The sequence below is a fragment of the uncultured Erythrobacter sp. genome (assembly GCF_947502395.1).
GTDB lineage: Bacteria > Pseudomonadota > Alphaproteobacteria > Sphingomonadales > Sphingomonadaceae > Erythrobacter.
The window spans coordinates 972551-990183 of record NZ_CANMZM010000002.1 but is presented as its reverse complement, the minus strand read 5'-3'; the positions used below and the strand labels follow the sequence as shown (position 1 = coordinate 990183).

The window sequence follows — 17633 nt, the reverse complement described above, 5'->3', positions numbered from 1 at the left end:
AGACCATCTCACAGCCCTAACTGGCGGCCCACCCAAGGGACATTGGACGTGTGTCTGTGGGTCAGGATTAAAGATACGCGATTGCAGTTTTGAGCACATCGAAGAGGTTCGGGAACGTACTGATCGCGAGAACCTAGTCTTGCTTAGAGATAGCCTGCGATCTCAACTGCGACTCAGGAGGGCCAGTCTGACAAGGGGTAGCGCGAGATGAGTTTGGTACTTGAAGCCCTCGCCGCACTCGCCAGAGACCCCTTTCACATGAAGGCCAACGCCAGCTTAGTGCACTGGGCAGCCTGCCCCTTAACGGCAGCAATTAAGGCGCAAAGCCGTCACTAAATCCCCCGATCAAGCGTTTTACTCTTGATGCGCTCAAATTCTTGGCCCGCGCTTTTCTGGCTCGTTTCACTCCGTTCTATCTCGCCACCTTTCGTCGCAGCTGCTTGTAGGCGCGATGTAACTTCAAGCCCAGAGGCCTTCTCTCCCTTATTGTGAGCAACAGCGGCAGTCAGTTTTTGAGTGTTGTCCAAGACCAAAGTCAGATGATCGCGCAGGCGGGTCACTGTCACCAAAAACGTCTTCTGGTTCGATAGATTGCGCTCTCTACTGTCCATAACAGCAATCCCGCGATCTGAGGTGAGGCCCTGCGCCATGTGAGCGTTTAGCGCGTAGGCGAGATCGATGCGCTTCAGCATAGGATCGTCCTTTCCAAGCGTCACATGCTCACCCTTTGAGGTCTCAACCGTGACCTTGCCCTTATCGATGGCAATGACCTTTGCCTGGTCAGCGTTGAACAGCCCGCGCTTGTGATCATTTCGCGTCCAGCGAATTTTGTCGCCACGATGGATTTCGAGCTGTCGGTCGTTGAATAGAGCCAGAGTGTCAGCGGCCTTGTCGGCCCTAATCCGCGAAGGATCGAAGCTGAATTTTCTTCTGCGGGCGCTCTCCAAAACGACCCTTTCGCGTTTCGGATCCCTGCCTAAGATCCTGTATTGTCCCGGCATAAGGCCAAGCGTCTTTTGTCTCTTTGAAACCTCGAGAATGCGGCCGGTCCGATAGGCTGCAACATGGCGCAGCTCTTCATAAGTGGTGTTCACGCGCTCTAGTACAGCCAATTGAGCTTTCTCCGGCCCAATCTGCCCGCTTGCAAGAAGACCTGTTTGCACCGCCTCATTGACAGCTGAGCGGATCCTGCGTCCCGAGGCATAGATCGATGTGCGCTCTCGGTCCTCTGGCTTCAGAGAAAGCCACTGCTCGGCTGCAACAATCGCGCCATCGCCTTTGGCTTCGATCGTATGGGGCTCAAGTTTGGCAAGCGCAGTTCGAACATCACCTTTCTGCGCAGCGGCTTGGGCTTCACGAACAACAGGGTTACGCGCGCGCAGGTTGGTGTTCATTTGGGCCTGCGCAATCCCGGCCTTTTGCAGGAGCGCAAAGGGCTTGCCGGCATCGACAGCGCCAAGCTGTTTGCGGTCGCCCATAAGTACCAAGCGATGGACGCCGGCTAGATTTGCGAGCGCAACGAGCTTTTCCTTGTCGCTGTTGGCGACCATCGAAGCCTCGTCCACAATGAGAACGGTGCCTCCAAGCGCCTGCTTTGCTTCGGTTTTGAGTGTGCGATTGGAGGGATCATCCAGCAAAGGCTTCCAGCCACCCAGAAAGCGGGCAAGCGTTTGCGATTCAATTCCCGTGTCTCGTTCTAGCATTTGAACGAGCGTGTTCTGGATAGCGAGGCCGATGACAGGCCGTCCCTCTTCCCCCAGTACTTTGGCGACCGGCCCAAGCACGCTGCTTTTGCCAGCACCTGCTACGCCCTGCACCGCAACGGTTCGATCCGATGAAGTCAAGATAAGGCGCGCAGCCGAGAGTTGGCCGTCATTCAGTCTAAAGCCGTGCCCGATCTCGGCCGAGGCCTGCACACGGGTTTCTGCCTCTTCAGCGTTGAGATCAGACGCGGATTCTCCTTTTCCCGCCTGAACTGCGGCGATGATGCGCTCCTCGGTTTCAATCGCTTCTCGCGATGCGAGCCAGCCCTTATGCTCGCTGCGTCCCGCTACAAGATGACCAGAATTGACCAAGGCGCGGGTTCTCGTTTCGATCTTACCGATGGTCGTTGGCAGACCAAAATCCAAAGCCGCCTTGTAGAGCGCTTCGCGTTCAAAAGCGGCCTCGCGCTGCGACAAATGCCGCACAGCCGAGGCAACCGCCTGCGCGGCCGCGATCGTTTGCTTGTCCTGTTTAAGCACCGAGGCCGGCACCAACGGATCTTCTGATGCCCCTCGAACATGGCTCGCAAACTTGGCAAGCAGAGCTCGGCCCCGTTCCACCAGTGTCGCGAAACCCGAATGAGGCTTTTCAGGCATGGCTGAGCGCACACGCGCACGCTCGACCATGGGATTTAGATCGAGACCAATGGATTGCGAAGTTTCCTGCCACATGCCTCCAAGCGTATCGCGATCCTCGATCGGCGCTTTGGCAGAGCGGGTATCAAGTGCAGCGATCCGCCCAGCTTCAAGGCCTGGACCTTGCCTCGCTGCAAGCACTTCTTGGCGCCGCGAAGAGAAGGCCATGACATCCTCGCGCGAAATCGCGCGCGCTTCGAAATTGCCATGCTTGAGAGTTGGTCCGGTTTCATAGCCAAGCTTCTCGACTTCCATTCGGAAGCGCGCCATCGCGATGGAGTTGAGCGTGGTGTTGAGCTGCCATAGACGATCATTCTTGAGCGTCCGCCACTTACCATCCTTGCCTTGTGTCACATTGGCGATCACGGCGTGGAAATGGAGATTGGGTTCCTGATTGCGATTGGTATCGTGCTGGAAAAGTCCAATCGCCAGATTGCCTGTCTTTTGGGTCTGAACCTTGCCCTGCGCCATGATGCGGGTTTCGGAAGCGTTCTTTTCCGCCCATTGAAGCGCTTCGACAACCGCCTCACGATAAGCGCTGATGATGCGCTCATCTTTGCCCACAAGGGCAAGAAGCGACCAGCTTTTGGGAACAGAGAATGTAAGGTCGGTTCCTGGCCTATGGGCCTGCCCAAGGTTGCCAACTTGCGTTCCATCGGGGAGCGCACCTCGCAACAAAGCGTCGAAGGCCATGGCGTCTACCTTCCCCTCTAGACCAAGCCGCTTTGCGCCTTCACCGAGCCATTCACCCGAGCGATCAGCATCAGCTTTGGCGTAATAATTATCGGATGCGAAGTAGTTGGCCGCTGCGGAGGACGAGCGGACATTGGCAACGGAGAGCATGGGCAGGCCTCACACAATTCAAGTCCCTCTGTCCTCCCCGATCATCGCAATCACATCTCAGCGTCGAAGTCGCCGAGATCGTGATCATATTCTTCGCGTGCCGCGCCGCCCAAGAGCGAGCGCTGCTGCTCTTCTTGAAGCGTCTTATCCGTCTTGGCGAGTTGCTCACCTTCACGCTGCGCGGCGTCAGGATCGGGCCGATCAGTGCGAGGCGCAGGCTTTTTCAGGGCGTCTGATTCACGGTGATCGACTTGCTGCTCCCCAAGCGGAAGCTCGCCTTGTACTTTGCCTGAAGAGGCTGCTCTTTCGCTTTTGAGCGAGGCTTCAACAGCTTGTTTGAGGGTTGTCTTAGAGCGAGACTCCGAACGTTCTCGCTTGTCAGTCTTTACCTTCTTGTCACGCGCGCGAGACTGCGCTTTGGGACGCTTCGCTGGCTCACGCTTGCGATCCGTGGCTTCCTTCATCTTGCGCGGATCGCCGCCGTCTTCTCCTTCCTCTCCGCCCTTAATCGCCGTAACCTTGGAAGTCTCCTCGCCTTCCTTGAGAGTTTCAGCCTTTGCCTTTGACGTTGGTCCTTTGGCATCCTCGCACGGGATAAAACCTTCGACCCGGCGCGGCCAATCTCGGGGTTGCAAAGAGACAGGCGCCGCCGGAAAACCATCAGGGAACTTGATGAAGCCCTCAAGGCTGGGAAGGCCCATAAACTCATCAGGCAAAAGCAGCGGAACCACCTGCCGACGCGGCGTCAGACTGACCGCATCGCGCGCATTGTTGTAGCCATAGCTGTACCCTTCTTCCATCTCGCGAACCTCGCGGTGGCCGATAATGTCGGAGCACCATGTGGCGGTCTCGCGATCGGCAGTGGCAAGGATGAGTTTGGTCCTGGCAAGTGACGACAAGGTCATTGCCATGTTCTCGCCGTAGACCTCCTTGAGCTTCGCGAAGGTATGGACACCCGTGACGATAGCACCGCCAAAGTTGCGCGCAGTCTGCAGACCTTTTTCGAGCGACGGCAGGCGGTGAAGCGCGCCTAGCTCATCGATCAGAAACCACAGTTGCAGGTCACGCGTCCGGCGACCCGTCATCAGCGTGTTGATCGCTGTATCAAGCCACAGCGTCAGCAATTGTGAGAGCACGCTCATGTCTACATAGCGCGCGGATAGGAACAGAAAGGAGCCCGGTTTTCCTTCGCCAGTCACCCACTGCCGCACCGAAAAAGCGTCCCCTGATTGAGGCAGCATTTGCATCGCTTTTGCGTTCACATTGAAGACGGCGCGGACCGATTCCGCCATGCGAGCAGCGGCCGGCGTGCTGATCGGTCCAGCCATTGTGTCCTCTACCAGGCGGTGCAGATCCGAGAGATCTGCATTCATCAATTCATCGGCAAGTGCGGCATTGGTCCCGCGCCCTGCTTCTTTCAGCTTGATACATGTTTCAACAAATAGGGTTCGCGCAGCGAGCACCCAAAACTGTTCCGAGCCGCCTCCATCATGGGGCACAAGCGACTCCGCTGCTGCATGAAACTCCGCGCGCGATGTGCAATCATCGAAGACGCTCCAGCTTGGGCAGCGTGTATCCAATGGGTTCAAAATGATATCGCGTTCGGGATCGAAGAAGGTTTCGATAAAGGCGCCGGTCAGGTCGAAAATGACCGCACGTTCGCGTCTTTGTCTGATTTCGGAAAGGAGCTCGAAAAGGGCGACCGTTTTGCCCGTGCCTGTCGTGCCGACCAGCATGGTGTGGCTTTGTTCTTTACGCCAGGGCCAGCTCACGCCTGCAAGATGCGCGGGGCTATAGAGACCGGCTGAAGCTAGCGCGCTGCTGCCTGCAAGCCGCCACCTCCATCCCAAATTGCTGCCATATTCGCGGGCGCGTTCATGGCGATTGTGATCGTCGATTTCGCCTTCCAGTTCAGCAAGGCTTGCAAGCGATGCGCCGCGCACATGCTTCCTTTGCTTGGACCGCCAACCGAAGTGCTCAGCAACCCACCAAAAGGCAATGAAGGCAGGAACAAGACCCCACGCCGAGGTGACAAGCGCAGCCTCAACCGCCCCCTCAAATGCGGTCATTGCCTCTTTCATGGGCGGGTATTCTGTGACTACGCTGATCGGGAACGCGACGATGCTTCCATCAGCCAAGGTGAGGTTCACAAGCTTGTCAGGATCGAACTCCATAAACGCATAAAAGGATGAGTAGATGTGCATCCAGACAAGGTAGGTTTGGTGGTCATTGAGGCTGCTTGTTACCTCCCAATAGATAAGTCCTAGAATCACCAGCAGTGTGATGATGAGCGGACCCTTGAGCCCGGCTGCAAACATGAAACCAAAGTGCCCAAGGAGCTGGCTTCCGCGAGTGAAGTTGACGAGTTTATGCTTCATCGCCGCCCCCTTGCGGGCGCGGCGCAACGAGCCCCAAACGCTCCAGCCGGCGCTGATAGGCCGCGACCGTCTGCTCGCGCAGATCGGGCACAGAATGGTGCGTGAGCAGCGCATCCAAAGCTACGGTGATGAAGATGTTCTGGCGAACCGGATCGGTCGCTGGCGTCCTCAAATCGGCTTCCGTGTCACGCTGCCAGGCATCAAAAATGCAATCGCCAATCACGATGCTTGAACTTACTCGCCGCTCATCGGCCTGAGCTTTAATCCATTCGGCAATGAGAGGCGTGACATAGGTCACAAAACGATGATGTCTTTGCATGAATCCAAGTTCCTTTTGCTAAAAAGAACCTGGTTCACTCTTCGGAAAAGTGAGTGCCACTCTGGCACGGGCAATAGGGTGTAGGAAACCGGAAAATTAGGACAGAAATTCAATGTGCTAAGTGAATTCAGCACAATCTGGCACAGTCGATAAAGCCATTGGCACACGACTGGCACAGAAGTGGACATTGCCAAATTCATGATAAACTTCATGATCTTACTTGCCAGCCCCGCTGCGTACGGTGTGCTACCGTTTTCCCACTGCGAGGTCTAAGTCCAGAAACGACAGAGAATGGGTTTTGAACGGGCATTGGCATCTGTGCCGATCGAGCGAAAGCAACAGCCCGGGACGCTGAAGCGAACCGCAAGCGCCAGTTCGGAAGCAAGCATCCCAACCAAGACGCACCCCTGATAAGCTGACGGCAAAAGAAGCGCGTGCGAGATAAGGGAGCGGGGTTTGTCGCTCCCGTCAGCCTCGCGCCGCTTCGACCCGTTGGCGCTCAGGAGTGCATGCGGGGCCCGGACCAAATACGCCGCGCCCGCAGGAGCGCCGCCGCAGGTGGTGCGGGACCGAGCGCGTCACCAGCACCGCTCCTTACTACTCTCTCCTCTTCCAGCAGCGAACACAAAAAAGGGGCAGGAACCGTCACCGGCTCCCGCCCCATCGGACGTTCAGAACTCGTCGAGCATTGCGCCGTGCACCGTGTGCACAACCCGGCTGGCCAGATGCGCCGGCAAGGCGTTGTAGTCACCCTCGTCCAGGGCGAAGTATCCTAGGTCATTATCTTCCACGACGTGCTGGTCGAAGAAGCTGTGCAAGGCCCGCCGTTCGGCAGTGGCCAGTGCTTCGAAGTAGCTGTTCGAGTTTGATTGAATCGATGCAAGCGCAGTCATGAAATCCTCCTGATATCTGTCGGTAAGACGACAGGAGGAAGGCAGATGGGTGTGTGGCTGGCGGGTCAGGGATCGCCCGGCTGGGCGACCGCCAAGCGGCGGTGGGGGCAACGATTTTGTCGGACTGCAGCGAAGCGAAGGGACGGCAAAATGGTGGGGCCCCGCCGTCCTTGACGCGCCAGCTGCACGCCCATCATCCTTGAAAGTCCGTGAGCCAAACTCCCCTCCCGTTCGATCTCAGGTGTTCGCGAAAACCAAGGGGAAATCGCTTTCCTACAGGACGGGTGATAGTCCACGTCAGCCGAGGAGAGGGTCATCGGAGGGGAAGAAAGAAGTATCCTCAATGCCATCGAAACGAAGCGCTGTAGCCGCACTCCAGAAACTGGAGGCCGACAGGCTGGCACTCGACCAACGTCAGAAAGAACTCGAGAAACAGGCTGCCATTGAACTGGGCCAGGTTATTCTTGGAACGGGGATAGAGACCTTCTCAAAGAGGGGCCTATCCGAAGTTGCAAATGAGCTCGGAAAACTAGGCGAAGAAGAAGCCATAAAGCGGCTGTTTCAAAAGCCAGCCTCCGCATCACGCACAGCTCAAAGCCACTGAAAGTGAATACGAGAAAGGGCCCTGTCCCGTTTGGACAGAGCCCTTTCTTGGGCGGCTGGATGGCTGAGATCAGTCGATTTCGGGAGCATCCTTGTTCTCGTCGTTCTCGCCGGAGCCATTGCCCCTTGAGAGGAAGTCGACCTTGTCGGCGAGGATCTCTGTGCCGTAGCGTGTGACCCCGTCCTTGTCTTCCCATTGGGTGTAGTGGATGCGGCCTTGGACGGAAACCAGCTGGCCCTTGGAGCAGAACTGTCCGACGGTCTTGGCGAGGCCATTGAAGCAGGTCACACGGTGGAATTCGCTTTCTTTTGCGGTGTAGCCGTTCTCGTCTTTGTAGGTCTTCCCGTCCTTGTCCCTTGCAGGGCGATCGGTGACGACAGTGATCCCGGTGACATTGGTGCCGCCCTTGGTCTCGCGGGTGTCCGGATCGCGGGCGATGCGGCCGGTGAGGATTGCGATATTGGTCATGATCTTAGTTCCTTCAGTTCCTCAAACCGGAGACCATCTCCGGCTTGCGAACATCCAGAAGAAGCAGGGCATGGGAGGACTGCACCGCAGGAGCGAAGCTCTAAGGGGAACCTGTTCATGACGGGTGGTGCGGGCAGGCAGCGCAGCTGCCAACACGGCCGGAAAGGAACGGGTTGCGGCTCCTCAGCTGACCTGGTTCAGGACTGTTCGCGAAGAAAGCCGGATGGGTATCGGGTGCGGGTCTGAAGGCTCGCGTGACCCCGCTTCAATCAACCTACACCATCGCCTCCCGATGCCGCCAGGAGATCCATGAAGTTGCGCGCAGCCTCCCGGTCTTCCTCGTTGTCGAACGCCACGTCGAGGTCGGGGGCGGACCCGAACATGTGCAAGAACGACCACAGTGCAAAGCGCTTGCCCCTGTCTTGCTCGAGACCGAGGTCGACCCGGCAATGCTCGATCCCGGCCGCCAAAGTGTCTGGCGCCACGTTAGACAAATTGGTCGAGGCAAAGTAGCGAAGAAGAAGATCATCGAGTTGCATTGCCGATCTTGTAGCTTGGAAAATCGGATGCGGGAACGATAAGTGCCGCGCCGCAGTTTTCAGTAACCGCGTCCGTCCAGGAAGATTGCTGCACAGGCGCGCTGGTTACGCGCGATGAGCAATGAAGCTGTTCAGAGGCGTATCCATTCGGGCATTTCATAACCCTACAATGGAATTGATTGCGTTCGGTACTCCCCTGCCATTGCGACCCGTAGGACTCGGAGCAGCAATGAGTTCTGCGCCTCATGGGCGGCCTTGAATGGGGCCGCCCTTCTTCGGCGATTGGGAATTGATCATCCGAGAGGTCTAGTTGCTCTTTCCCCGTCAAGCGGGACTAGTGCCCAACGGCCCGCGACGATCAACAACCGTGATGCGCTGCTTCTTGGCTTCGATCACGAGGCGTTCGGTCACGCCGTTGCCCGGAAATGCCACCACATAGCGAGGGCTGAGACCAAGCATTTGCTCGTTGCGCTTGAACCCTGCACGAGCACCCAAACGACGCTCAAGCCCGAATGTGAGCTGTTGCACTTCGTGGCGCTCGGCCCAGGATGCGGCCAGTCTGTCGGCTCCCTTACCGTCGCCGCCGTGTACGAGAAACATGTCAGGAACGACCTCGCGCACCCTGTCGAGTGTAGCCCAGATGTTCGCCGCGTAAGTCTTGGCGTCGGCCTCGCATTCGAAACGGTTGCGACCACCGGCAAAGACCACCGGAGTACCCTCGGGAGAATGTGCAGCCTGACGACGCTCCTTGCGTACGCGCAAAAAGTCGCGGGCATCAATCACGGCCGATGTCATGTTCTTCGAGTGGCGCGCACGCGATCCCGATACGGGCTTCCACGAGGAACCGGTTTCGTCGCGATAGAGACCTGCTGCAACCTCACGCATCTGCTCGAACACCTGCATGCTGGCTTCAGCAGACTGGGCACGCAGGGTTTGTTCCTGGAGGTTTGACGAATGCACTTCGGACCCGTCGGCGGATGCCAATAGGGCGCGGATTTCATCCGAGGCCCGATCTACTTGGGTCGACTTGCGGCTGGCTGCACGGTGAAAGAGATTGACGAAGCCCCAAGCGAGATCCTCGGCGTCGGCCTCGAGCGCGGTGTCGGCAAACAGCGCGAACAGATCGGACCAGACTGCTCCGAGCGTGTGAGACATGGCGTCCTCGCAAGGGAAGTCGGATCCGTTGAATGGGGCAGGCGTGATCGAGAAGCCGGATAGATCGAGGCCGGCAAGCTGGGTGGCGAAATTGTCATACATATCTTTAGTCCTCCTGAGACCGGCGAATGCCGACGGAGGAAGTTCCGCGCGGGCCCGTTCGCCGTGTCCGAAAAGGACCGGGATAAGAGACCACCGCACCGCGTCAGCGGGAAACCCCGCAAGGCAAGGCTGGCGTGGGCCACACGGGCCGCAGCCTTGCGCGGGTTGCTGTGGGACCTGACCGGTCCAGGGCACGAGGACCAGCGAACAGGCTGTGCGGGATCGTGTCGGAGTGGCGCAGGAGTTGTCTGGGAGTGATCCAGGATCGGTCCGGGAGCGCTCGGCCAGACCGAATTGACTCGGTGTGAAGGCAAGTGCCAGTACGTGCGGGCTGGCTGACAGAGTTGCTCAAGTTAAGTCTCTTATTCAGGCTGCGTCAGAAAGTTCGGCATCAGCCTCATTGGCACTCGATTGGTGACCGCCCATTTCGAGCAGCAAGGTGGCTGCCTCCTCGGCCTTTGCGGCCGCGGTCAGGATCGCGCGCTCGTCCTGTTTAAGGATCTTGAGCCAGGACGCGATATAGCTAGCATGATGATCGAGATGCGAGACGGGCAATCCCAGTTCGGCACCAAGAATGGCGGAGGACAGCTCGGCGATAAGTTCTTCGACGGCATAGGCATCACTGCCGAAGCGGTTCTTGAGGCCTCGATCGAGTCGCGAAGAATGTCCAGTCCAGTGCGATAGCTCATGCGCAAGTGTTGCGTAGTAATGGTCATAGGCTTCGAAGAGTTCGGCCGGCGGCATGGTGACGCGATCACGCAGTGGCTCGTAGTAGGCTTGCGCGCCATGATGGCGTAGCTCTGCGTCGATCTCAGCGAAGAAGGCATCTAGCCGCTCCTCGCGGCCTTCGGGCTCAAGCGCGGCAACCAGTGGCTTGGGATGGTAGAATTCGGGGAGGCCATCGCACTGGTCGGCATTGAAGACTGAATAGGTCTTCAGCACGCGCCGGCTCTCCGTATCCTGCCCACCTTCAGCGTTTTCGACTTCCTTGGTGTAGTTTTTGTAGAAAATCGCGATGGTCGATTTTTCTCCTTTGCGGACTTGGCCGCCGAGTTTCTGGCACTGGCGATATGTCATCCAGTATGGTGAGGCGTAGCCGCAGGCATCAGCAACCATCCAGAGCCAGAAGGTATTCATGCCGCGATACGGCGTCCCGCATGATCGCAGCGGGCGAGAAAGCGGCAAGCCACGCCACGGCTTGACCCAAGGCTTGGTGCCTTGCTCTAGCTTTTCGATAATGGCGGCGGTGATACGCGCAGCTGGAGAAACTGAAGCAGTGCGGCGGGACTTTGTCATCGATGGTCTCCTGATCGCCGGAACGGACGTGTCCGGGTTCAGGATGAACAAAGCGTCCTCCCCTCTAAGACTCACCATCGTAGGCGACCTTCGGACGGAAACGCGAATAAGGCGGCCCATCCCGAGAGGGACGGACCGCCCGCCGAGTCACCTGGACCTGTCAGGAGGGGTCAGGCAGCCTGCTCGGCAATTTCGTTCGCGGTCTCGTCCTCAACCGGGGCCGCAGTTTCATCCTCGACCGGTTCCTCAGGAGAACCGAAGCACATGATCTCGGGCACCCACGCTCCCGCGCGCGTCTTCACATCCGCTTCGCCAATGAAATTGCCGGAGAAGATACGCTCGGCTGCGCTCGCTAGTTCTGCCTTCTTCGAACCTGCATAGCGGCTGACGAGTTCGGGACCGCCTGCAGCGTCGAGCGCTTCAAGCGTGCGCGCCTTGGCCACACGATCGAAGAAGTTCGCCGCCGTCGGCCGCCACCAATGCGCGGTTTCGATCTCGAGCAGCGACCCGAGTATCTCGTGCAGCGGCGCCGAGCGATCGCCTTCGCAGGCAAGGCTCGCGACCAGTGTGCGGGATACGACATGGCCGAGCCAGGCCGAACGTGCTTCATCGCTCAATGCGCGGAAGCGTTCGAACCGTTCGACGTCAGTCTCGCCGGCGCGCCAGCTCTCGTCGAGCGAAGCGGCGAACTCGGCGAGCGCAGCACTTGCGGGGGCATCCTTCGCCTCGAATCCGGCCACCGGCCCCGATGCGACCGAGCCGACGAGCGTCGACGCCTTTTTCGCGCGCCAGTCATGCCCATCAGCATCTGCGAGCGTGAAGACCATGAAATCAAGCGCGAGCGCAGGATCGTTGGCCAGGTGGATCGCCAGGATATCGCGACGCTGCATCGCGAGCTCGTCGAGCAGACGCTGCGAAAGCGCCCCGCTCTTGCGCTTGGTAACAGCACCTGCATCCACCGGTTCGACAGCTCCGTCATCAGTGTCGATGACTTCAGCATCAGTGTAAAACTGCGGCACCATTGCAGGTTCGCCATTCCGTGAGAGCACAAGGAACGCTCCAGCCTCTGACTTTAGCTCGTCGGCAAGCACTGGCGGACGATCGTGCAGATCGCGCATCGCGCGGTCGATCGAGACCAGCTCTTCTTCCGCCTTGGCGATCTCGCTTTCGTCGCTGTCCTCATCCTCGAGGATGGCCGCTGTCCGGTCGTAGTCGGCTTCAAGGTCGCTGAGCTCGCGGGCTTCCTGCTCACTGAGCGGAGCCGGTTCGCATGGAAGCCGATTGAGGCCCTCGACGAGATCGTGGCTTACATAGTTGCCAAGCGTGGGTCGCACCCAGGCAAGTCCGTGTTCTTCAGCGACGCTCTTCGCAGCGTCATCCATCGCTTTCTGGGCAAGGTCTTCGAGCAGCGCGACATCGATCCAGCTTTCGCTGGCTTCGTCGTCGAAGAGTTCGCGTTCGATCCGACCACCTGCTGCGAGGTAGGCCTCGCGCCCGACCAGAACCGCGCGCGGATCGGAGCCACGAACAGTGGCATCGAGCACCATGCGACGGATCGTGTCAGGCGTGACCTGGTACCAGGCGTCCTGCAGTTCGGCATAGACGTGTGCTTGGCGGTCAATGTCTGAGATCGCTCCATAGGCCTTGGCCATATCGAGCGTGATCGCGCCTTCGGCGAGCGCTTCGAAGACACAAGGTGCGAGGCCCGCCAAGCGCAGACGGCCCTCGACAAAGCGGACTGTGAGACCGAACCGGCGAGCCACGTCTTCGGTGCTAGCTCCCGCCTCGACAATCGCAGCGAAAGCCTGCGCCTCGTCGGCCGGGTTCATTGCGAGGCGCTGGAAGTTCTCGGCAAGGCTCGCTTCGCGCACTTCGCTTTCCTCACCTTCGATGACAAGGCAAGTGACTTCATGGTTCTTGGGAAGCGTGCCTTCCTCGACCAACGCTTGCAATGCAGCGAGGCGGCGCCCGCCAGCTTCGACTTCAAATTTCCCTCGGGTGGCTTTGCGAACTACCAGATTTTGGAGAAGCCCGCGTGCCGCGATATCAGCCCGCAATTGCAAATCGGCAAGAACGTCGTTTGTTTTGCGTACGTTGCGAGGGCTTGAGATTAGTTTCTTGAGAGGAATGGATTGGATCATGAGTAGTCTCCTGTCTTTGTTGCGCCTCACGACAACCGTGCGGCCAAAGACCCAGGAGCTCTCTCTCCTCTAAGTTTTGCTCTTTCGGAGCAGCCACGTCTGCAGTTCATCGTTCCAGTCTTCGCCTCGCGATCTGACCTTGCGGATCAGGATTTTGCGATTGGGTGAAACGTTGGCTTCCAGTCCGCGAGTTGCCGCGAGTTCTCCACCTGCGTCGTGATCGACGAAGAGATGTAGCTCGCTCACGCTCTCGGGGATGGCAACCAGGCCGAAGCGTTCATTGCCCAGCGTTGCCCATGTTGGGATCCCGGTAAGCGCATAGGCCGACATCGCGCTTTCAATGCCTTCGGCGAGACCAAGCCTTCCCTCGGCGGGTGCGAACAGACGGACTGCCGCCTTGCCGAGAGACCCCAGAGCACGTTTCGGCTTGGCAAACGATGCCTGCGTATTGCCGGAATGCGACAGGAAAGTCCGGTGAACGGCAATCGGCCCCTCGTCGAGGCTGACCGAAGCGATCATCGCCGGCAAAAAGCGCGCGCGACCTTTCGGTCCAAGCGGTGTGCGCGGATGAAACCTCAGCGCATGGGAGGTTGCGAGGATGCCGCGCTCTTCGAGATATGCCTTGGCAGGACTTCGCTGCAGCGGTCGGGCATCGCGCCAGATGCGGAGTGCTGCAGCTGATGGCTTGCTGGAATAGCTCGGCTGGAACGGAAATTCGTCAGAAGAACCTGAGAATAGAGCTGAGGTCTCGATCCCTTCACGGGCGAGGGCAGCGAGCACGCTCGCCTGATCACACCCTGCGAAACAATGTAGGAGGATCGCCTTTCGGCCAAGCGTGACACCGAGCGAAGGCGTGCGGTCATCGTGCGCTGGACAACGGGCCATGCCCTTGGTGCCAGACCACTTCCCGTCGCGGCTCTCGCAGAGCTTGCGAGCGGTTTCCTCAAACGACGCGCGAGACTGATGGGAATTCGAAAAGGACATGCGAGCTCCTTAGTTGCTCAATTGCCCCTTCTGTCGCTTCCCTCTCCTCTTGTTGGTGCAACCAATCATATGGTTTCCTACACCCATACGTTCATAATATGTTCTCACGCCAGAATTATCAAGATTGAGAGATTGCGCAGTGAAAAGCTCGAAAATAGCGATCGGGATAGGTACGCTAGGACTGGCAGTCCCAAGCTGCGCCATCGCGCAAGAATTCCAGATTTTCGATCACGTTATGGGGTCGGTTGAAAGCGCGTCAGACCGACGAGCGGACGTTCAATACGATCCTAGAAGTCAGAAATCGCAGATTGAACGAAGCTTCAAAGAGGCGCTCTACGAGCCTCTGATCCGTCAAGCAGAAGCTCGTCACCGCTTGCCGCCAAGGCTCCTCCAAGCGTTAGTCTGGCAAGAATCACGGTTCAATCCGATGGCAATCAGCCCAGCAGGGGCGGCTGGATTAGCCCAGCTCATGCCAGCAACAGCACGGGAGCTCGGGGTTACCAATCGGCATGACCCCGCTCAAAACATCGATGGCGGCGCAAGATATTTGCGGCAGATGCTCGATCAGTTCGGTGCGATCCATCTCGCATTGGCAGCCTACAATGCTGGCCCAGGTGCCGTATCGCGAGCAGGAGGCATTCCGAAAAATCGAGAAACCCCAGGATATGTGAGAAACGTTATCCGGCGATGGATGGCATACGCCAAACAATGAGCGCGATCTTGAAGAAGCTCAAGAGTTAGCTCGCTTTCAGCAATACCAAGTCACCGCCCAACTTGAGGCTATCAAGATAGTCACTCCACCACTGCGACATCTTTACGCGCTCAGACCAGTGCTTACCTCGATGATAAACACCACGGATCGCATTACTGTCTCCATGCGCGAGCGCGCGCTCAATCGCGTCTGAGCTCCATTTTCCGCTTTCATTGAGCAGGGTAGATGCGGTCGCCCTCAACCCATGCGCGGTGACCTCCTCCTTGCTAAACCCCATCCTTCTAAAGGCTGCGTTCAAAGCGTTTTCACTCATGGGACGTAGACCGGACCGGGCTGATGGAAACACATAACCTGATTTACCCATCATGGTGCCGAGCTCTTCGAAAAGGCTGATGACCTGCTTTGAGAGCGGAACCGCGTGCGCGCGCCGTGCTTTCATCTTGCCTGCTGGGATCCGCCAGACGCCTTCATCAAGGTCAAACTCCGCCCAATCAGCATGCCTCAGTTCACCAGGACGCACAAAAACATGCGGGGCAATCTTCAACGCAAACTTTGTGAGAGTGTAACCTTCAAAGTCGTCGATAGCTCTCAACAGCCCGCCTAGCTTCTCTGGATCAAGAATGGCGGCGTAGTGCGTCGGCTTTGGCGTGATGAGCGCTCCCTTCAACAGCGAAGTTGGATCAGATTTGCACCGAGTTGTCGCCACCCCGTACCGAAATACCCGTCCTGCAAATGATCGACATTTTTTTGCCGTCTCGTGCTTCCCAGTAGCTTCAAGACGCTTCAAAGGCGCGAGCACTTCGAAAGGTTCGATCTCGTGGATCGGCCGATTTCCGATCGCTGGTGCCAGCTTATCAAGAAAGTAGTTCGCCTTGACGATAGTCGCTTCAGCGCGGCCATTCTGAACCATGATCTGCTCTATGTACTCGCGGGCGACCGCCTCGAAAGTACTCGCCGAAAGGAACTCATCCCTAATCTTCTGTTTGCGCTTCTCCACCGCTGGGTCGCCGCCAGAAGCTATGGTCTGCCTCGCTTCCATTGCTGCTTCTCGCGCATCCTTGAGGCTAACCACAGGGTAGCTGCCGAGCGACACCTTCTTTTGCGCTTTTCCAATTCGATATCGAAACCGCCAATGTTTGCCACCAGCGGGTGTGACCTCGATATATAGGCCACGCTCGTCAGCGACCTTGTACGGCTTTGCCTTCGGTTTGAGGGCTCGGAGTCTGGTATCCGTCAGAGGCATGTGTGGGCCTTTTCATTTGGGCCTTTTGCAAAAGGCCCACAAAAGGCCCGCAAAAATGTCTGGAACGGCCGAGAACAGGTGGGACGATCCGGAACGATCCAAGGGCCAAACCCCTTGGATTTCTGCGGTTTTTATAGATTGTCTGAGAGAACAAGGGAAGAACAAATGGTGCCCAGAAGAGGACTCGAACCTCCACGCCCTTGCGAGCGCCGCCACCTGAAGACGGTGCGTCTACCAATTCCGCCATCTGGGCACACAATCGGAAAAGCCGCCAAGGGGCCTTCCGGGTAGGGGCGCGCAAATAGCGGGCGGTGCGCTGTGCTGTCAACGCAAACCTTATGCGTAAATCTCGCCTCTTGCTCTCGCCATCGCATTGGAGCATGGGAGCAGCGAGTTTGCTCCTTGCAAACCGATCAGCTCCACGGGATATTCGAGCCATGTCCAACCCTTCCACCCAGTCCAAAGTGCTGTCCAATGCCCTCGTTACTGTCTTCGGCGGTGGAGGCTTTATCGGGAACTATGTCGTTCAGGCTCTGCTTGCGCGGGGCGCGCGCGTGCGGGTTGCGAGCCGCCATCCAGAGAAAAGCTGGCCCTTGAAGCCACTCGCCAATCTGGGTCAGCTCCAATTTGCACGATGCGACATCACCAATCCTGAACATATCACCAAGGCTTTAAGCGGTGCCGATTATGTCGTGAACCTTGTCGGCGCTTTTGCTGGTGACCTCAGCAAACTGATGGGCGAAGCGCCGGGTCAGATCGCAGCACAAGCCAAGTCGAACAACGTCAAAGGCTTCGTCCATGTCAGCGCGATTGGGGGCGACGAGGACTCGCCTACCACCTATGCCAAGGGCAAAGGCTTGGGCGAGCGTCTTGTTCTGGAAGGCTTTAAGAACGCGACCGTGCTTCGCCCGTCCATCGTGTTTGGCAAGGACGACAACTTCCTCAACATGTTTGGCGGCCTGATTGAGATGGCACCGGTCCTCCCAGTCTTTGGCCCCGATGCACAGCTCCAACTTGTCTATGTGGACGATGTTGCCGAGGCGATTGCAGTGGCGCTCGAGGATCCTGCCAAACACGGCGGTAAGATATTCGAACTTGGCGGGCCCGAAGTGCTCACCATGATGGATATCAACACGCGCATTGCCGCCGCCGCCGGGCGCGAGTCCAAATTTATCGCCATGCCCGATGGGTTGAGCGGACTGTTTGCCGCCATGCCCCTCACCCCGATGAGCCGCGATCAATGGACCTTGCTCAAGGCAGGAAGCGTGGTCAGCGAGGATGCCAACACCCTTGCTGATCTCGGTATCGAAGCGCGTCCACTTGGGCTCTTCCTCGACAAATGGATGACCCGCTATCGCAGATTTGGTCGTTTTGGCCTTTCCAATGAAAGAAGCAAAAAACGCAAGCAGAGCGCCTGAGAATTCTGCGCCACGCCTCGCGGCATCAAAAAGAGTTTGAGACACTTGAGACACTGTCCAAGGGTAAAAAACCTCTCTCGCAAGTCGCGATCGTAGAAAGCGCGGGCGAGAGAGGTATTCGAGTGGCTGCATACTCACC

At 57.9% G+C, this 17633-nt stretch carries 14 protein-coding genes and 1 tRNA gene; 3 read left to right on the top strand and 12 right to left on the bottom strand.

Annotation, left to right across the window (positions count from 1 at the left end; genetic code table 11):
- Window positions 1-332: 332 nt before the first annotated feature.
- The 4 genes from mobF to Q0778_RS11085 all read right to left on the bottom strand — a co-directional run bounded on the left by mobF (window position 333) and on the right by Q0778_RS11085 (window position 6832).
- Window positions 333-3242 carry a MobF family relaxase gene (gene mobF / locus Q0778_RS11100; RefSeq protein WP_298336036.1) on the bottom strand — a complete coding sequence of 970 codons (2910 nt, stop codon included), beginning with the start codon at window positions 3240-3242 and terminating at the stop codon, window positions 333-335.
- A gap of 50 nt (window positions 3243-3292) precedes the next feature.
- On the bottom strand, window positions 3293-5620 hold the full coding sequence (locus Q0778_RS11095) for a type IV secretion system DNA-binding domain-containing protein (RefSeq protein ID WP_298336034.1): 2328 nt from the start codon (window positions 5618-5620) through the stop codon (window positions 3293-3295).
- On the bottom strand, window positions 5610-5939 hold the full coding sequence (locus tag Q0778_RS11090; RefSeq protein ID WP_298336032.1) for a hypothetical protein: 330 nt from the start codon (window positions 5937-5939) through the stop codon (window positions 5610-5612). The genes Q0778_RS11095 and Q0778_RS11090 overlap by 11 nt, the downstream gene beginning before the upstream one ends.
- Window positions 5940-6610: 671 nt before the next feature.
- Window positions 6611-6832: a hypothetical protein gene (locus Q0778_RS11085; RefSeq protein ID WP_298336030.1), complete on the bottom strand. Its 222-nt coding sequence runs from the start codon at window positions 6830-6832 to the stop codon at window positions 6611-6613.
- A 343-nt stretch (window positions 6833-7175) separates the two neighbouring features.
- Between Q0778_RS11085 and Q0778_RS11080 the strand changes: the two genes are divergently transcribed.
- On the top strand, window positions 7176-7436 hold the full coding sequence (locus Q0778_RS11080; protein WP_298336028.1) for a DUF6437 family protein: 261 nt from the start codon (window positions 7176-7178) through the stop codon (window positions 7434-7436).
- Between the two features lie 69 nt (window positions 7437-7505).
- On the opposite strand, the gene Q0778_RS11075 is transcribed toward Q0778_RS11080, so the two are convergent.
- From Q0778_RS11075 to Q0778_RS11050, 6 genes are all read right to left on the bottom strand, one after another.
- Window positions 7506-7904 (bottom strand): single-stranded DNA-binding protein, encoded by a 399-nt coding sequence (locus Q0778_RS11075; protein ID WP_298336026.1) that lies wholly within the window; start codon window positions 7902-7904, stop codon window positions 7506-7508.
- 269 nt (window positions 7905-8173) lie between these two features.
- Window positions 8174-8443: a hypothetical protein gene (locus Q0778_RS11070; RefSeq protein WP_298336024.1), complete on the bottom strand. Its 270-nt coding sequence runs from the start codon at window positions 8441-8443 to the stop codon at window positions 8174-8176.
- 324 nt (window positions 8444-8767) lie between these two features.
- On the bottom strand, window positions 8768-9700 hold the full coding sequence (locus Q0778_RS11065; RefSeq protein ID WP_298336022.1) for a DUF2493 domain-containing protein: 933 nt from the start codon (window positions 9698-9700) through the stop codon (window positions 8768-8770).
- A gap of 366 nt (window positions 9701-10066) precedes the next feature.
- Window positions 10067-10996: a zincin-like metallopeptidase domain-containing protein gene (locus Q0778_RS11060; protein WP_298336020.1), complete on the bottom strand. Its 930-nt coding sequence runs from the start codon at window positions 10994-10996 to the stop codon at window positions 10067-10069.
- A 170-nt stretch (window positions 10997-11166) separates the two neighbouring features.
- The gene (locus Q0778_RS11055; RefSeq protein WP_298336018.1) at window positions 11167-13137 is read right to left on the bottom strand and encodes a ParB/RepB/Spo0J family partition protein; all 1971 of its coding nucleotides are present in this window, start codon (window positions 13135-13137) and stop codon (window positions 11167-11169) included.
- A gap of 69 nt (window positions 13138-13206) precedes the next feature.
- Window positions 13207-14121 carry a toprim domain-containing protein gene (locus tag Q0778_RS11050; protein ID WP_298336015.1) on the bottom strand — a complete coding sequence of 305 codons (915 nt, stop codon included), beginning with the start codon at window positions 14119-14121 and terminating at the stop codon, window positions 13207-13209.
- Window positions 14122-14356: 235 nt separating this feature from the next.
- Between Q0778_RS11050 and Q0778_RS11045 the strand changes: the two genes are divergently transcribed.
- Window positions 14357-14833 carry a lytic transglycosylase domain-containing protein gene (locus Q0778_RS11045; protein WP_298336174.1) on the top strand — a complete coding sequence of 159 codons (477 nt, stop codon included), beginning with the start codon at window positions 14357-14359 and terminating at the stop codon, window positions 14831-14833.
- Window positions 14834-14858: 25 nt separating this feature from the next.
- Here the strand turns inward: Q0778_RS11045 and Q0778_RS11040 are convergent, their stop codons facing one another.
- On the bottom strand, window positions 14859-16076 hold the full coding sequence (locus tag Q0778_RS11040) for an integrase arm-type DNA-binding domain-containing protein (RefSeq protein WP_298336013.1): 1218 nt from the start codon (window positions 16074-16076) through the stop codon (window positions 14859-14861).
- Between the two features lie 166 nt (window positions 16077-16242).
- Window positions 16243-16329: transfer RNA gene (locus Q0778_RS11035), tRNA-Leu, on the bottom strand.
- Window positions 16330-16513: 184 nt separating this feature from the next.
- Here Q0778_RS11035 and Q0778_RS11030 point away from each other — a divergent pair.
- Window positions 16514-17494 carry a complex I NDUFA9 subunit family protein gene (locus Q0778_RS11030; protein WP_298336011.1) on the top strand — a complete coding sequence of 327 codons (981 nt, stop codon included), beginning with the start codon at window positions 16514-16516 and terminating at the stop codon, window positions 17492-17494.
- Window positions 17495-17633: the final 139 nt, after the last annotated feature.

Excerpts from the sequence above, each read along its gene's own strand:
- mobF (WP_298336036.1), bottom strand. The coding sequence starts at position 3,242 with ATGCTCTCCGTTGCCAATGTCCGCTCGTCCTCCGCAGCGGCCAACTAC.
- Q0778_RS11095 (WP_298336034.1), bottom strand. The coding sequence starts at position 5,620 with ATGAAGCATAAACTCGTCAACTTCACTCGCGGAAGCCAGCTCCTTGGG.
- Q0778_RS11090 (WP_298336032.1), bottom strand. The coding sequence starts at position 5,939 with ATGCAAAGACATCATCGTTTTGTGACCTATGTCACGCCTCTCATTGCC.
- Q0778_RS11085 (WP_298336030.1), bottom strand. The coding sequence starts at position 6,832 with ATGACTGCGCTTGCATCGATTCAATCAAACTCGAACAGCTACTTCGAA.
- Q0778_RS11080 (WP_298336028.1), top strand. The coding sequence starts at position 7,176 with ATGCCATCGAAACGAAGCGCTGTAGCCGCACTCCAGAAACTGGAGGCC.
- Q0778_RS11075 (WP_298336026.1), bottom strand. The coding sequence starts at position 7,904 with ATGACCAATATCGCAATCCTCACCGGCCGCATCGCCCGCGATCCGGAC.
- Q0778_RS11070 (WP_298336024.1), bottom strand. The coding sequence starts at position 8,443 with ATGCAACTCGATGATCTTCTTCTTCGCTACTTTGCCTCGACCAATTTG.
- Q0778_RS11065 (WP_298336022.1), bottom strand. The coding sequence starts at position 9,700 with ATGTATGACAATTTCGCCACCCAGCTTGCCGGCCTCGATCTATCCGGC.
- Q0778_RS11060 (WP_298336020.1), bottom strand. The coding sequence starts at position 10,996 with ATGACAAAGTCCCGCCGCACTGCTTCAGTTTCTCCAGCTGCGCGTATC.
- Q0778_RS11055 (WP_298336018.1), bottom strand. The coding sequence starts at position 13,137 with ATGATCCAATCCATTCCTCTCAAGAAACTAATCTCAAGCCCTCGCAAC.
- Q0778_RS11050 (WP_298336015.1), bottom strand. The coding sequence starts at position 14,121 with ATGTCCTTTTCGAATTCCCATCAGTCTCGCGCGTCGTTTGAGGAAACC.
- Q0778_RS11045 (WP_298336174.1), top strand. The coding sequence starts at position 14,357 with ATGGGGTCGGTTGAAAGCGCGTCAGACCGACGAGCGGACGTTCAATAC.
- Q0778_RS11040 (WP_298336013.1), bottom strand. The coding sequence starts at position 16,076 with ATGCCTCTGACGGATACCAGACTCCGAGCCCTCAAACCGAAGGCAAAG.
- Q0778_RS11030 (WP_298336011.1), top strand. The coding sequence starts at position 16,514 with ATGTCCAACCCTTCCACCCAGTCCAAAGTGCTGTCCAATGCCCTCGTT.